Origin of the sequence: Streptomyces sp. NPDC051940, assembly GCF_040680895.1 — a bacterium.
GTDB lineage: Bacteria > Actinomycetota > Actinomycetes > Streptomycetales > Streptomycetaceae > Streptomyces.
On sequence record NZ_JBFAXR010000024.1, the window covers coordinates 25643 to 40224 of the forward strand.

The 14582-nt window shown below is 74.3% G+C and carries 11 protein-coding genes; all 11 read right to left on the reverse strand.

Annotated features, from left to right (window positions below; all coding sequences use genetic code 11):
• Window positions 1–32 precede the first annotated feature (32 nt).
• The gene (locus AB0M28_RS12640) at window positions 33–1181 is read right to left on the reverse strand and encodes a cobalt-precorrin-5B (C(1))-methyltransferase (protein WP_365402174.1); all 1149 of its coding nucleotides are present in this window, start codon (window positions 1179–1181) and stop codon (window positions 33–35) included.
• Window positions 1178–2017 carry a precorrin-4 C(11)-methyltransferase gene (gene cobM / locus AB0M28_RS12645; RefSeq protein WP_365402177.1) on the reverse strand — a complete coding sequence of 280 codons (840 nt, stop codon included), beginning with the start codon at window positions 2015–2017 and terminating at the stop codon, window positions 1178–1180. Before cobM ends, AB0M28_RS12640 begins: the two co-directional genes overlap by 4 nt.
• Entirely contained in the window at window positions 2014–2745 is a 732-nt protein-coding gene (cobI, locus tag AB0M28_RS12650; RefSeq protein WP_365402179.1) for a precorrin-2 C(20)-methyltransferase, read from the reverse strand. Before cobI ends, cobM begins: the two co-directional genes overlap by 4 nt.
• Window positions 2742–4331 carry a cobyrinate a,c-diamide synthase gene (locus AB0M28_RS12655; RefSeq protein WP_365402182.1) on the reverse strand — a complete coding sequence of 530 codons (1590 nt, stop codon included), beginning with the start codon at window positions 4329–4331 and terminating at the stop codon, window positions 2742–2744. Before AB0M28_RS12655 ends, cobI begins: the two co-directional genes overlap by 4 nt.
• On the reverse strand, window positions 4325–4933 hold the full coding sequence (gene cobO / locus AB0M28_RS12660; RefSeq protein ID WP_365402185.1) for a cob(I)yrinic acid a,c-diamide adenosyltransferase: 609 nt from the start codon (window positions 4931–4933) through the stop codon (window positions 4325–4327). The genes AB0M28_RS12655 and cobO overlap by 7 nt, the downstream gene beginning before the upstream one ends.
• Window positions 4933–7065 (reverse strand): putative cobaltochelatase, encoded by a 2133-nt coding sequence (locus AB0M28_RS12665; RefSeq protein WP_365402188.1) that lies wholly within the window; start codon window positions 7063–7065, stop codon window positions 4933–4935. The genes cobO and AB0M28_RS12665 overlap by 1 nt, the downstream gene beginning before the upstream one ends.
• A gap of 92 nt (window positions 7066–7157) precedes the next feature.
• Window positions 7158–10808 (reverse strand): cobaltochelatase subunit CobN, encoded by a 3651-nt coding sequence (gene cobN, locus AB0M28_RS12670; protein WP_365402191.1) that lies wholly within the window; start codon window positions 10806–10808, stop codon window positions 7158–7160.
• Between the two features lie 214 nt (window positions 10809–11022).
• Window positions 11023–12537 (reverse strand): cobyric acid synthase, encoded by a 1515-nt coding sequence (locus tag AB0M28_RS12675; protein ID WP_365402194.1) that lies wholly within the window; start codon window positions 12535–12537, stop codon window positions 11023–11025.
• Window positions 12534–13496: a cobalamin biosynthesis protein gene (locus AB0M28_RS12680; protein ID WP_365402197.1), complete on the reverse strand. Its 963-nt coding sequence runs from the start codon at window positions 13494–13496 to the stop codon at window positions 12534–12536. The genes AB0M28_RS12675 and AB0M28_RS12680 overlap by 4 nt, the downstream gene beginning before the upstream one ends.
• 8 nt (window positions 13497–13504) lie before the next feature.
• On the reverse strand, window positions 13505–14290 hold the full coding sequence (locus AB0M28_RS12685) for a CbtA family protein (protein ID WP_365402200.1): 786 nt from the start codon (window positions 14288–14290) through the stop codon (window positions 13505–13507).
• A 22-nt stretch (window positions 14291–14312) separates the two neighbouring features.
• Complete coding sequence (locus AB0M28_RS12690) at window positions 14313–14522, reverse strand: CbtB-domain containing protein (protein WP_365402203.1); 210 nt, start codon at window positions 14520–14522, stop codon at window positions 14313–14315.
• Between the last annotated feature and the right edge of the window lie 60 nt (window positions 14523–14582).

Sequence of the window (14582 nt, forward strand, 5' to 3'; positions counted from 1 at the left end):
CAACGTGCCCATATCCACGCCCATGTCCCTGATCACGGCAGCAGCCCCCCGCCCGCCGACGCCACGACCGTCCCGCCCGTGAAGTCCACCATCGCCGCCTCCGCCGTCACCCGGTGGTCCGTGAAGCGCTCCATCACGTCCACCACCCGGCGGCACAGCTCCAGCCCGGCCGTCGGCAGCAGCCCCGCCGCCTCCCACAACTCGTACGCGTGGCGCGCCGTGTTGGCGCCCGCCACCTCGTCCGCCACCGATGCCGGGCCGCCCACCGCGCGCGTGATGTCGGCGAGCACCGTCGTGTCGACCTTCGAGCGCGTGTAGTGCGTCATCAGCACCCCCGACGCCAGCTTCGTCAGCTTGCCGACCATCCCGACGAACACCACCCGCCCCACCCCGTGCTCCACCGCGCGGCGCAGCGCGGCGCCCGTGAAGTCGCCCACCTCGATGAAGCAGACGGACGGCAGTTGCGGCATCAGCGCCATCGCACCCCGCTCCGTGCGGCCGCCGGTGCACAGCACGACCGCCTGCTCGCCCTGCGCCGCCGCCACGGCCACCGCCTGCTCGACGCTCGCGCGCCACGACGCCGTGGAGAAGGGGCGCACGATTCCCGTCGTACCGAGGATGGAGATCCCGCCCAGGATGCCGAGCTTGGCGTTCGTGGTCTTACGCGCCCGCTGTTCGCCGTCCGGGACGCTGATCGTGACGTCCACTCCGCGCGACGAGAGGTCGACGACCTCCGCCACCGCCTGCGTGATCATCTTGCGCGGTACGGGGTTGATCGCCGGACCGCCGAGCTCCAGGCCCAGGCCGGGCCTCGTGACCACGCCGACGCCGACGCCCCCGTGCAGGACGATGCCCGGCGCCGCAGACCAGCTGACCGTCGCGGTCAGCTGGGCGCCGTGCGTGACGTCCGGGTCGTCGCCCGCGTCCTTCACCACCACCGCCTCCGTACGCCCCGGCCGCAGCTCCTCGGCCCGCTCCACCGCGAACGTCACCCGGCGCCCCGACGGCAGCCCGACCTCCACCCACGACTGCGGCTCGCCGGTGGCGAGGTGCAGCGCGGCGGCGCGGGCCGCCGCCGAGGCGCAGGTGCCGGTCGTCCAGCCGGTGCGCAGGGCTTTGGGCCGGACCTTCGCCGTACGCGGCAGGTCCGGCTCGCGGAGCTCGGGGCCTTCGGAGGTCACGGTCGGGCGGCCTCCTCGGCGGTACGCCGGGACTCGCGCAGCGCCCTGCGGGCGGCGGGCTCGGCCCGGCGGTGGCCGTGGAAGTGGCCCGGGTGGTACAGGTGCGAGCGGGTGCCGGACGCGGACAGCGCGGGGCCGACGAGGAACAGCGTGTGCTTCCAGAGCCTGTGCTCCTTGACCGTCGCCTCCAGCGTCCCCACCGTGCAGCGGACGACCAGCTCCTCCGGCCAGGTGGCCTGGTACGCCACGACGACCGGCGTCCCCGGGTCGTAACCGCCCGCCAGCAGCTCGGCCGCGAGCTGGCCGGAGCGCGCGGCGGACAGGAACAGCGCCATCGTCGTGCCGTGCCGGGCGAACTCGCGCACCTCCTCGCCGGGCGGCATCGGCGTCTTGCCGCCGCCGAGCCGGGTGAGGATCACCGACTGCGCGACCTCCGGGATCGTCAGCTCCCGGCCGGCGAGCGCGGCCACCGCGGAGAACGCGGAGACGCCGGGGACGATCTCGGTGGCGATGCCCAGTTCGGCGCACCGGTCCACCTGCTCCTGGGTGCCGCCCCACAGGGCGGGGTCCCCGGAGTGGATGCGGGCGACGCGCAGCCCGTCCCGGACGGCGCGCTCGTACACCGCGATCACGTCCTCCAGCGACATCGCCGCCGAGTCGAGGATCTCGGCGTCCGCGCGGGCGTGTTGCAGGACCTCCGCCTGGACGAGGCTGGCCGCCCAGATCACGACGTCCGCCTCGGCGATCGCGCGGGCGGCGCGGAAGGTCAGCAGGTCGGCGGCGCCGGGGCCGGCGCCGACGATGGTCACCTTGGGCTGCGCTTGAGTGCCGGTCACAGCTTCCCTCCTCGTTCCGCGCGCCGCGCCGGGGCGATGAGGGTCGACAGGTACGGCAGCGGGCCGGCGTCCGCCAGGTCCGCGGCCGGGCGGATCGACTCCTCCGGCAGGCCCAGCGACGAGCCCCAGACCGCGTCCGACAGCCGGCCGGTCGCCCGCAGCGCGGCCGCCACCTCGGCGGCCTGGCGGCCGAACTTGTACGCGACGACCGTCCCCGGCCCTTCGAGGGCCTCACGCAGCACGCCGGAACCCGCCGTCACCGGCACGAGGGTCAGCGGCTCGCGCCCCTCGGTCAGCACCGCGCCGCTGCGCGCCGCGAGGTCCTGCATCGCCGTGATGCCCGGGACCGTCGCCACCGTCACGTCCGGGACGAGGGCGGTCACGGTCTGCGCGAGATACGTGAACGTCGAGTAGACGTTGGGGTCGCCGATGGTCGCGAAGGCCACCGTGCCGTGTTCGCGGACCAGCGCCGCGACCCGCTCGCCCGCCGCGTCCCAGGCCGACTCGCGGCGGGTGCGGTCGCTGCGCTCGTTCAGGGCGAAGACGATCCGGACGATCTTCGCGGCGTCGACGTGGTGCAGCACGGTCGCCTCCGCGCGGCCTGTGCCGCCGTCCTCCATCACCGGGACGACGACGACCGCGGCCGCGCGCAGGGCGGACACGCCCTTGACGGTGATCAGTTCGGGGTCGCCCGGGCCGACCCCGACTCCGGTCAGACGGGGGGTCATACGCGGCACCTTTCGACGAGGCGGGCGGCGGTGAAGGGGGTCGCCGCCCAGTGGGTGTGCAGATAGGCGGCGTGTACGCCGCCCTTGACGAAGCCTTCTTTACGGCGGGGGGCGGGGTGTGCGATGCCCCAGGCGGGGGTGGTGCCCGCCTGGGGCTCGACCGTGGTGCGGTGGAACTCGTGGCCCCTCACGCGGGTGCCTGCGGCGGCCAGGGGGTTGTCCGTGAGTGCCACGGCCTCGCGGTAGCCGAGGGTGAGGTGGTCCGTCATCGTCGCGTCGGCGTCCAGGACGCCGCACATCGGCTCGCCGTCCAGGGAGCGGCACAGGTAGAGCAGGCCGGCGCACTCGGCGGCGATCGGGGCGCCTCTCGCGGCCAGGGCCGCGACTGCTGTGCGGAGGGGTTTGTTGGCGCTCAGTGCCTGGGCGTGCATTTCGGGGAAGCCGCCGCCGATGATCAGGCCGGTGGTTCCCTCCGGGAGGGATTCGTCGTTCAGTGGGTCGAAGACGGTTACGTCTGCGCCGGCTGCGGTGAGGAGTTCTTCGTGTTCGGCGTAGGAGAAGGTGAAGGCGGGGCCTCCGGCCAGGGCGATTCGCGGTCGGCTGGTCGCGTCGCGCTGCGGGGGCTCCGCCCCCGGGCCCCCGAATCGGCGCTCCGCGCCTCTGGCCTCAAACGCCGGCCGGGCTTGATTGGCGCTTCGCGCCTCGGCCTCAGACGCCGGCCGGGCTGTGTCGGCGCTTCGCGCCTCGGCCTCAGACGCCGGCCGGGCTTGGATGGCGCTTCGCGCCTCAGCGTCCGGCGCCGGTTGGGAGGTGTCTGCGCCTCGCGCCCCCAGTGCCGCCTGTGGTGACCACGGTTCGGCGCTCAGTGGTGGTGCCGAGTGGGCCGTCGACAGCAGTGCCTGTAGGTCGCAGGCGTCGCGGATCTGGGCTGCCAGGGCCTTCACCGACGCGCGGGCCTCCGCGCTGCGTTCCGCTGCCGGGATCAGGCCCAGGTGGCGGGACGGGGTTTCCGCGTGGGGGGTGCGGCGGAGGGTGCCCAGGACCGGGACGCCTGACTCCGTCAGGGCCTCGTGGAGCAGCTCCTCGTGGCGGGCCGAGGCGACCTTGTTCAGGATCACTCCGGCGAGGCGGACCTCCGGGTCCCAGGACGCGAAGCCGTGTACCAGCGCCGCCACCGAGCGGGACTGCGACGACGCGTCCACCACCAGTACCACCGGCGCCCGCAGCAGCTTCGCGACGTGCGCCGTCGACCCCAGTTCGCCGTGGCCGGCGGCGCCGTCGTACAGGCCCATCACGCCCTCCACCAGCGCCAGATCCGCGCCCGCCGCGCCGTGCAGGAAGAGCGGGGCGATCAGTTCGGGGCCGCACATGTACGCGTCGAGGTTGCGGCCCGGGCGTACCCCCTTCGGGGAGGACACCGCGAGGGTGTGGTAGCCGGGGTCGATGTAGTCCGGGCCCACCTTGTGCGGGGACACCGTGAGGCCCGCCTCCGTGAACGCCGCCATCAGGCCCGTCGCCACGGTCGTCTTGCCGCTGCCCGAGGCGGGGGCGGCGATGACCAGGCGGGGGATCGTCGTACTCACCATTCGATGCCCCGCTGGCCCTTCTGACCCGCGTCCATGGGGTGCTTCACCTTCGACATGTCGGTGACGAGGTCCGCGAGGCCGACCAGCTCCGCGGGCGCGTTACGGCCGGTGATCACGACGTGCTGCGTGCCGGGGCGGTCGCGCAGCACCTCGACCACCTCGGCCGGGTCCACCCAGCCCCACGCCATCGGGTACGCGAACTCGTCCAGTACGTACAGCCGGTACGTCTCCGCCGCCAGGTCGCGCTTGACCTGCTCCCAGCCCTCGCGGGCCTTGTCCTCGTTCGAGAGCTCGCCGTCCTTCGGGTCGCGCTGGATCCACGACCAGCCCTCGCCCATCTTGTGCCAGGCGACCGTGCCGCCCTCGCCGGAGTCGCCGAGCACCCGCAGCGCGCGCTCCTCGCCGACCCGCCACTTCGCCGACTTGACGAACTGGAACACCCCGATCGGCCAGCCCTGGTTCCAGGCGCGCAGCGCCAGGCCGAACGCGGCCGTGGACTTCCCCTTGCCGACGCCCGTGTGGACGACGACCAGCGGGCGGTTGCGCCGCTGGCGCGTGGTCAGGCCGTCGTCGGGGACGGCGGCTGGTTGCCCCTGCGGCATCAGGCGGCCCTCCTTGCCTCGTGTACGAGCGCGGTCACCGCGTCCGCGCGCAGCCCGTCCAGCGTCACCGCCGGCCCCGCGCCGAGGTCGGCCGCGAGTTCGGCCGCCAGGCCGAGCCGTACGGGGCCGCTCTCGCAGTCGACGACTACCGACGCGACCCCCTCGGCCGCCAGGAGGCGCGCTGCGCCGCGCGCCCGAAGGAGTGGCTCGGGGCCGCCGGTCGCCCGGCCGTCCGTGACGGTGACCAGGAGAGGGCGGCGGGCGGGATCGCGCATCCGTTCGATCCGCAGGACGTCGTGCGCCTTCAGCAGGCCCGCGGCCAGCGGGGTGCGGCCGCCTGTCGGCAGCTGCTTCAGCCGGGCCGCGGCGGCGTCCACCGACGACGTGGGCGGCAGGGTGAGTTCGGCCTCCCGGCCGCGGAACGTGATCAGCCCCACCTTGTCGCGGCGCTGGTACGCGTCGAGGAGGAGGGAGAGGACGGCTCCCTTCACCGCGCTCATGCGCTGGCGCGCGGCCATCGAGCCGCTCGCGTCCACGAGGAAGAGGACGAGGTTCGACTCCCGTCCCTCGCGGACCGCCTCGCGGAGGTCGTCGCGGCGGATGACCAGGCCCCGGCCGTGGCGGCCGCGGGCCCGCTGGTGCGGGGCGGCGGCGTGGACGGTCGCCGCCAGGTGCAGTTTGCCCTTCGGGCCGTTGTGGGGGCGCTGGGCTCCCGTGGTGCGGCCGGTTGTCGTGCGGGCCCGGGATCGTCGCCCTGCGGCGCCCTCGCCCACGCCTGGGACGGTCAGCGGCTTCGTGCGGAACGGCTCCGCCGGGGTTGCCGGTTGCGCGTCCGTTTCGCTGGGGGCGCCTTCGCCTGGCGGGTGCGGTTCGGCTGCGCCCGTCCGTTCCGCCCCTCGGGCGGCCCGACCGCCCGCAGCCTGCGGCTCCTCGCCGGACGCGGCCTGCGACTCGGGGTCGGATGCGGCCTGCGACGCCGGGTCGGACGCGGGCTGCGACGTCGTGTCGCCCCGAGGACCAGCGTCCGTCCTGTCGCGGCCCCGCCACTGGTCGTCCGACGCCTCCCCGCCCGCTGGGCTCCCCCCGCCGGGGCCGCCGTCCGGGTCCGGGTCGTCGTCGTCCGGGCCGAACTCGCGCAGCGTTTCGGCCAGCTTCTGCTCGTCCAGGCCCGGGGCGTCGAACGGGTTCCGCCGCCGCCGGTGCGGCAGCGCCAGCAGCGCCGCCTGGCGGACGTCCTCCGCGAGGACCGCCGTACGGCCCGACCACGCCGCCAGGGCCGTCGCCGTACGGGCCATCACGATGTCCGCCCGCATGCCGTCCACCTCGAACGCCGCGCACGTCGCGGCGATCTGGCGGAGCGGGCCGTCGCCCAGGACGACGGACGGCAGCAGGGCGCGCGCCGCCACGATGCGGGCGCGCAGCGCCTCCTCCTCCGCCGCCCAGCGGGCCGCGAAGCCGGCGGGATCCGCGTCGTACGCCAGCCGGCGCCGTACCACCTCCACCCGCTCGTCCGGCTCGCGCGAGGCGGCGACCTCCACGGTCAGGCCGAAGCGGTCGAGGAGTTGCGGGCGCAGCTCGCCCTCCTCCGGGTTCATCGTGCCGACGAGCAGGAAGCGGGCCGCGTGGCGCACGGAGACGCCCTCGCGTTCGACGTACGAGGAGCCCATCGCGGCGGCGTCCAGCAGCAGGTCGACGAGGTGGTCGTGGAGGAGGTTGACCTCGTCCACGTACAGCACGCCGCGGTGCGCGTCCGCCAGGAGACCCGGCTCGAACGCCTTCACGCCCTCCGCCAGCGCGCGTTCGATGTCGAGCGCGCCGACCAGCCGGTCCTCGGAGGCGCCCACGGGCAGCTCCACCATCCGCGCGGGGCGCGCGGACGCGCCCGCGCGGTCGTGCGGGCCGTCGGGGCACGCCGGGTCGGGCGCGACGGGGTCGCACGAGAAGCGGCAGCCGGGGACGACGTCGAGGGCGGGGAGGAGGGTGGCGAGCGCGCGTACCGCCGTGGACTTGGCGGTGCCCTTCTCGCCGCGCACGAGGACGCCGCCGACCTGCGGGGACACCGCGTTGAGGAGGAGCGCCAGCCGCAGCTCGGACATGCCGACGACGGCTGCGAACGGGTAGGGGGTGCTCACGGGCACGTCCTTCCTTCGAGTGACGTGAAAGGCGTTTGAAGAACGCTGGTCAGGCCGTGCGGCAGACTGGATTCATCCGGAAAGACGATCATCTATTCCTCCCCCTCCAGATCTCCCTCGAGCTCGAGGTAGATCTCGCGGAGCCGGGTCAGCGCCGCCTGATCCGGCTCCGCCCACAGTCCCCGCTCCGCCGCCTCGAGCAGCCGCTCGGTGATCCCGCGCAGCGCCCACGGGTTCGAGCGCCGCATGAACTCCTGGTTCTCCGGGGCGAAGACGTACTCCGACGCCAGCCGTTCGTACATCCAGTCGTCCACGACCCCGGCCGTCGCGTCGTAGCCGAAGAGGTAGTCCACGGTCGCCGCCATCTCGAAGGCGCCCTTGTAGCCGTGCCGCCGCATCGCCGCCATCCAGCGCGGGTTGACCACCCGCGCCCGGAACACGCGGTGCGTCTCCTCGCCCAGCGTGCGCGTCTTCACCTGGTCCGGCACGGCGCTGTCGCCGATGTACGCCTCGGGGTTGGCGCCCGTCAGATGGCGGACCATCGCCACCATGCCGCCCTGGTACTGGAAGTAGTCGTCGGCGTCGACCAGGTCGTGCTCGCGGGTGTCGACGTTCTTCGCCGCCACCTGGATGCGCCGGAACGCCGCCTCCATGTCGCCGCGCGCCGGCCGCCCGTCCAGCCCCCGCCCGTACGCGTAGCCGCCCCACACGGCGTACACCTCCGCGAGGTCCGCGTCGGAGCGCCAGTTGCGGGCGTCGATCAGCGGCAGCAGGCCCGCGCCGTAGGCGCCCGGCTTCGAGCCGAAGATCCGGGCCGTGGCGCGCCGGCGGTCGCCGTGGACGGCGGTGTCCTCGTCGGCGTGCGCCCGCACGTAGTTGGCGTCCGCCGGCTCGTCCAGCTCCGCCACCGCCCGTACCGCGTCGTCCAGCAGCCCCACCACGTGCGGGAACGCGTCCCGGAAGAAGCCGGAGATGCGGACCGTCACGTCGATGCGGGGCCGGCCGAGCTCGGCGGGCGGCACGATCTCGAAGCCCGTCACCCGCCGCGAGGCGTCGTCCCACACGGGACGGCAGCCCAGCAGCGCCAGGATCTCGGCGATGTCGTCGCCCTGCGTGCGCATGCAGGAGGTGCCCCACACGGTGAGCCCGACGGAGCGCGGATAGGCGCCGTTGTCGGCGAGATGGCGGCTGAGGAGGGAGTCGGCGAGCGCCGAGCCGACGTCCCACGAGAGCCGTGAGGGGATGGCCTTCGGGTCGACGGAGTAGAAGTTGCGGCCGGTCGGCAGGACGTTGACCAGCCCACGGGTGGGGGAGCCGGACGGCCCCGCCGGTACGTAACCGCCGTCGAGGGCGTGCAGGATGTGCGTGATCTCGTCGGTGGTACGGGCCAGCCTGGGCACCACCTCGGTGCAGGCGAACTCCAGCACCCGCACGGCGTCGGTGACGTCCGCGCCGAGCACCTCGCCGACCACCGGCCGCACCGCCTCGCGCGCCCAGCCCCGCTCCTCCAGGGCCTCCGCGAGCCGCCGCGCCACCTGCTCCAGCAGGTCCACGGCGTCGGAGGCCGTCCGCGCCGGGCCGTCGGCCAGCTCCGTCAGCTCCTTCGGTACGGCGATCCGCGCACCCGGCTCCGCCAGCAGCTCCGCCTCGACCAGGCCCACGTGCGCGGCCAGCGCGGCCCGCAGCCCGGGCAGCGCGCCGCCCACACCGCCCCACACCTGCGCCGAACGCAGCACGGCCAGCGCCAGGTTGACGCGGGCCTCGCCGGCCGGGCCGGCGCCCAGGACGTGCAGGCCGTCGCGGATCTGCACGTCCTTGATCTCGCACAGCCAGCCGTCGACGTGCATGACGAACTCGTCGAAGTCGCCGTCGTCGGGCTGCTCGTCGACGTGCAGGTCGTGGTGGAGCTCGGCGGCCCGGACGAGTGTCCAGATCTGCGAGCGGACGGCCGGGGCCTTGGCCGGGTCGAGGTCGGAGACGAGCGCGTACTCGTCCAGCAGCTGCTCCAGCTTCGCCAGATCGCCGTAGGAGTCGGCGCGGGCCATCGGCGGGACCAGGTGGTCCACGACGGTGGCGTGGCCCCGGCGCTTGGCCTGGGTGCCCTCGCCGGGGTCGTTGACGATGAAGGGGTAGACGAGCGGGAGTTCGCCGAGGACGGCGTCCGGCGCGCAGCCGCGCGACAGGCCGAGGCCCTTGCCCGGCAGCCACTCCAGCGTGCCGTGCTTGCCCATGTGCACGACCCCGTCCGCGCCGAAGGTGTGCTCCAGCCAGCGGTAGGCGGCCAGATAGTGGTGCGAGGGCGGCATGTCGGGGTCGTGGTAGATGGCGATGGGGTTCTCGCCGAAGCCGCGCGGCGGCTGGATCATCACGACCACGTTCCCGAACTGCAGCGACGCCAACACGATGTCGTCGCCGTCGACGTAGAGCGACCCCGGCGGCTCACCCCAGTGCTGGAGCATCCCGGCGCGCAGGTCCTCGTCCAGCGTCGCGAACCACGCCTGGTAGTCCTTCAGCGGGACGCGGGCCGGGGCGGCGGCGAGCTGCTCCTCCGTCAGCCACTCCACGTCGTGCCCGCCGGCGGCGATAAGTCGATGAATCAGCTCGTCACCGTTGTCCGGGTGCCCGTCGACTCCGTACCCCGCGTCCCGCAGCGCGTCCAGCACGCGTACGGCGGAGGCGGGGGTGTCCAGACCCACCGCGTTGCCGACGCGGGAGTGCTTTGTCGGATACGCCGTGAAGACCAGCCCGATCCGCTTGTCGGCGTTCGGCTTGTGGGCCAGGCGCGCGTGCCGTACGGCGATCCCGGCGACCCGGCGCGCCCGCTCCTCGTCGGCGACGTACACCGGTACGCCGTCCGGGCCGTCCTCCTTGAAGGAGAACGGGACGGTGATCAGCCGCCCGTCGAACTCCGGGATCGCCACCTGCATCGCGGCGTCCATCGGCGACAGCGCCGCGTCGGACTCCTCCCACGCGCCCTTGCCCGACGTCAGACACAACCCCTGCAGCACGGGCACGTCCAGCGCCGCCAGCGCGCCCACGTCCCACGCCTCGTCGTCCCCGCCGGCGGACGCGTCGCTCGCCCGGGTGCCGCCGGAGGCCAGCACGGTCGCGACCAGCGCGTCGGCCTGCCCCAGCAGCTCGTACAGCGCGGGGTCGGCGTCGCGCAGGGACGCGCAGTACACGGGCAGCGCGTTGGCGCCCGCGCCCTCTATCGCATCGCACAGGGTGTCCACGAAGCCGGTGTTCCCGGCGAGCTCGTGCGCCCGGTAGAACAGCACCCCCACGGTCGGCCGCCCCGCGCGCCGCTCCCGCCGCCCGCGCACGCCGTACGCGGGCATCCGCTGCGGCTCGGCGAACCCGTGCCCGGTGAGCAGCACGGTGTCGGACAGGAACCGCGCCAGCTCGACGAGGTTCCCGGGCCCGCCCTCGACGAGGTACCTCAGCGCCTCGGCGACGACCCCGGCGGGCGCGCTGGACTCGGCCATCAACTCGGCGTCGGGCGTAGCCTCCCCCCCGAGCAACACGGTGGGAACCCCGGCCCCCTTCAGCACCGCAAGCCCGTCCTCCCAGGCCCGCTTACCCCCGAGCAGCCGCACGACGGCGACATCGGCACGCTCGATCAGCCCGGGCAGCTCACCGTCCACGTCCACCCGGGTGGGATTACCGATGAGGTAGGGCGCCCCGGACGCCCGTGCGGCGAGCAGATCGGTGTCCGAGGTGGAGAGCAACAACACGGTGCTCATACGACTCCTGAAGTACGAAGCGTGAACGTACGCAAAACCAGCCCGCCGCAGATATGCGACGCGGACCGCAACACCAGCCCCGGGCAGATACGCGGTGCGGGCCGCAAAACCAGCCCGTCCGGCGTTTGAGGACGAGCGCCGTCCAGGCGCGACGCGGCCGCAGGCCGCAAGGGGGTCCGGGGGCGAAGCCCCCGCAGCGCGAGGCGACCCGCGCTCACGGCGCACCCGGCGGCACGAACGGGAGCCCCGAGGGCGCCCCGCCCTCGATGAGCCGCATCAGCGCACCCGTATCCGCATGCGCCTCGATCAGATCGCCCAGCCGATCCAACTGCGCCTCCCGCAGCGCCGCGAACGACGTAGAAGGCGCGGGCACAAACGCCCGCCCCGCATCCGCCGCCACCCGCCGCAGAAACGCCCGCCGGAACCCGTCGGACTCCAGCGACCCGTGCCAGTGCGTCCCCCACACCGACCCCACCCGGCACCCGTCGAGGAACGGCTCACCACCGGAGACGGACGCCACCCCGTGATGGATCTCGTACCCCTCCACCGACTCGCCGAGCGCCGAACCGGAAGGCCGCGCCAGGGTCTTCTCCACCGCGAAGCGAAACGAGACGGGCAGCAGCCCGAGCCCCTCGACGGAACCGGCCCGCGACTCGACGTCGTCGACGATCCGCGCCCCCAGCACCTGGAACCCCCCGCACACCCCGAGCACCGGCCGCCCCTCCGCCGCCCGCCGGCGAACCGCGGCCGCGAGCCCGCGCTCGTGCAGCCACCGCAGCGCACCGACCGTCCCCCGCGTACCGGGGATGACGACGAGGTCCGCGTCCGCCAGCTCCTCAGGACGGTCCACGAAGCGGACGACGACGCCGGGCTCCGCGGCGAGCGCGTCGACGTCCGTGAAGTTCGACATCAGCGGGACGGCCAGGACCGCCACCCGCAGCACGTCCGCCCCGTACGGCGGCGCGACGACCGACTCGCGGACCGCGCCCCGCAGGGACACCCGCAGCCCGTCCTCCTCGTCGATGCCGAGGCCGTGTGCGAACGGCAGCACCCCCAGCACCCGCCGCCCCGTCAGCCCGTACAACTGCTCGAGGCCGGGCTCCAGCAGCGTGACGTCGCCCCGGAACTTGTTCACCAGATAGCCGGACACCAGCGCCTGGTCCTCGCGCGCGAGCAGCGCCGTCGTACCGAAGAAGGACGCGAAGACACCGCCGCGGTCGATGTCGCCGACCACGACCACCGGCAGGCCCGCGGCCCGCGCCAGCCCCATGTTCACGATGTCCGACCGGCGCAGGTTGATCTCGGCGGGCGAGCCCGCCCCCTCGCAGATCACCGCGTCGTGCGTACGCCGCAGCTCGGCGAGGCACTCCACCACGGTGTCCAGCAGCGTCTCCTGCCGCCCCGCGTGGTAGCCGCGCGCCGACATCTCGCCCACCGGCCTGCCCATCAGCACGACCTGGCTGGACCGGTCCGAACCCGGCTTCAGCAGCACCGGGTTCATCAGCGCGGACGGCTCCACCCGGGCGGCCGCCGCCTGCATCGCCTGGGCGCGGCCGATCTCCGCGCCCTCACGGGTGACGAAGGAGTTCAGCGACATGTTCTGCGCCTTGAACGGCGCGACCTTCACACCCTTGCGCGCCAGCCAGCGGCAGATGCCCGCCGTCACGACGCTCTTGCCCGCGTCGGACGTCGTCCCCGCGACCAGCAGCCCTCCGGCCAGCCCGGTCATCTCCTCGTGCTCCTTCCGGCGACGAGCCGCACTCCCACGGCCGTCGCGAGGGCCAGCGCGCCCACCCTGCGGGACAGGCGCGCGGCCCGGTGTATGTCGGCCGGGGCGACCGCCCTGGCCATGGTGTTGAGTTCCGGCCGGTGCTCCACGCGCCCGCCGTACGACAGCTTTCCGCCGAGCCGTACCCCGAGCGCCCCGGCGAAGGACGCCTCCACCGGGCCCGCGTTGGGGCTCGGATGGCGGTGCCCGTCGCGCCGCCAGGCCCGCCAGGCGCCCGCCGGATCGGGCGCGGCCAGCACCGTCAGCGCGGCGGTGAGCCGCGAGCCGGGCCGGCCCGCCGCGTCGTCCAGCCGGGCCGCCGCCCAGCCGAAGCGCCGGTAGCGGGGCGAGCGGTGACCGACCATCGCGTCGAGCGTGTTGACGGCCCGGAAGCCCGCCAGCCCCGGCAGCCCGCCGAGGGCACCCCACACGAGGGCGCCGACGACCGCGTCCGAGGTGTTCTCGGCGACGGACTCCACGACCGCCCGTGCGATCTGCGGCCCGTCCAGTGCGAGCGGATCGCGCCCGCACAGGCCGGGCAGCCGGTGCCGGGCCTCGGCGAGGTCACCGGCCTCGAGCGCGCCGCCGATCGCCCGCGCCTCGCGGACCAGGGACGTCCCGCCGAGCACCGTCCAGGCGGTCGCGGCGGTGAGCCCGGCCCGTACCAGCGGCCGGTCCCGTACGGCGCGTTCGGCGGCGGCCGCCACCGCGACCGCGCCGCCCGCGCACAGCGCCGTGTGCAGGGCGCCCCAGCCGCGGTGGTCGTGCCACAGCCGCCGCTCCAGCGCGCTGGCCAGCCGGCCGAAACCGGCGACCGGATGACCGCGCCGGGGGTCGCCGGCGATCAGATCGGCCGTGTAGCCGAGCACGACGCCGCAGACGGACGCGACATGCCCGGCACGGACATGCCCGAGGCTCAAGGTGCTCCTCAGACGAGGTCGGCGGGCCGCAGCGCGGACGGCCGTACGGCCGCCGGCCGCGGCACCAGCAGCCGCTCCGCGAGCCATCCGAAGACGATCCCGAACGACACCCACAGCGTGACGTGCACCGCGAGCGCCGAGAGCCGGAACCGCCACAGCAGCTGCGCCGGGAAGTCCCCGGGCACCTCGCTGACGGACGGCAGGAAGGCGTACGCCAGACCGATCGCGGCGACGAAGCCCGCGCCGGCCGCGACCGTCGCGTTCCAGTTGCCGAACCTGCCCGCGAGCCGTCGGCCTGCGATGACGGCGAGCAGTGCCAGCAGCACGCTCAGCGCCAGCAGCAGGAAGTACAGCTGCGTCCGCCGGTCGATGGTGCCCGGGTCGCCGACCCCCGGCGGGTTGGCGGGGTACTTCAGGAACGGCACGACGTACACCGAGACGAGCGCGGCGCCCGCGATCAGCAGGCTGGTCGCACGGGGGCCGAAGCGGCCGACGCGGCCCAGCGCGTACGCGACGGCCAGCGCCGCGATCCCGCCGGCGGCGACGCCGAACACGACGATCCCGGTGGCCAGTCCGGCGGTGGACTGCAGGGTCCGGCTGACGAGCGGTTCTTCGGAGTGGCTGTGCGCGGCGGAGCCGTGGTCGTGGTCCGCGGCGCCGTGCTCCTCGTACGCGATGGCCGCGTCGAGATGCTGTTCACCCAGGAAGTACGCGACGCACAGGGCGAGGCAGCCCGCGAGAAGACCCGCGAGCATGCCACGCACCAGTAGGCCCCGTACGGATACGGAGGTCATGAGAGTGGAGGTCTCCCCGTGCTCAGTGGCAGGGGAAGCCGAGCAGATGCCGGCCGTCGTGCAGGAACTCGTGCAGCTGGGCGCTCTGTTCCGCGCCGACGAAGAAGAGGGCCACCGACGAAAGGACGACGGTGAACAGTGCCCAGGGGGCTAGGGTCTTCAGCGAGACCGGGGTGAGGACGGGTGCCTCGACGGCGGAAGCGGCGTCGGGCACGGCAGCGGTGTGAGCCATGATGAAACCTCCCTGGGATCACGCGTCCCATTCGGTGGAGCTGTCGACGACGGAGCGGGT

What these genes read in the sequence shown, in the direction of transcription:
- cobI (WP_365402179.1), bottom strand. Translation starts at nt 2,745, where the DNA reads ATGACCCCCCGTCTGACCGGAGTCGGGGTCGGCCCGGGCGACCCCGAA.
- AB0M28_RS12655 (WP_365402182.1), bottom strand. Translation starts at nt 4,331, where the DNA reads ATGGTGAGTACGACGATCCCCCGCCTGGTCATCGCCGCCCCCGCCTCG.
- cobO (WP_365402185.1), bottom strand. Translation starts at nt 4,933, where the DNA reads ATGCCGCAGGGGCAACCAGCCGCCGTCCCCGACGACGGCCTGACCACG.
- cobN (WP_365402191.1), bottom strand. Translation starts at nt 10,808, where the DNA reads ATGAGCACCGTGTTGTTGCTCTCCACCTCGGACACCGATCTGCTCGCC.
- AB0M28_RS12675 (WP_365402194.1), bottom strand. Translation starts at nt 12,537, where the DNA reads ATGACCGGGCTGGCCGGAGGGCTGCTGGTCGCGGGGACGACGTCCGAC.
- AB0M28_RS12685 (WP_365402200.1), bottom strand. Translation starts at nt 14,290, where the DNA reads ATGACCTCCGTATCCGTACGGGGCCTACTGGTGCGTGGCATGCTCGCG.
- AB0M28_RS12690 (WP_365402203.1), bottom strand. Translation starts at nt 14,522, where the DNA reads ATGGCTCACACCGCTGCCGTGCCCGACGCCGCTTCCGCCGTCGAGGCA.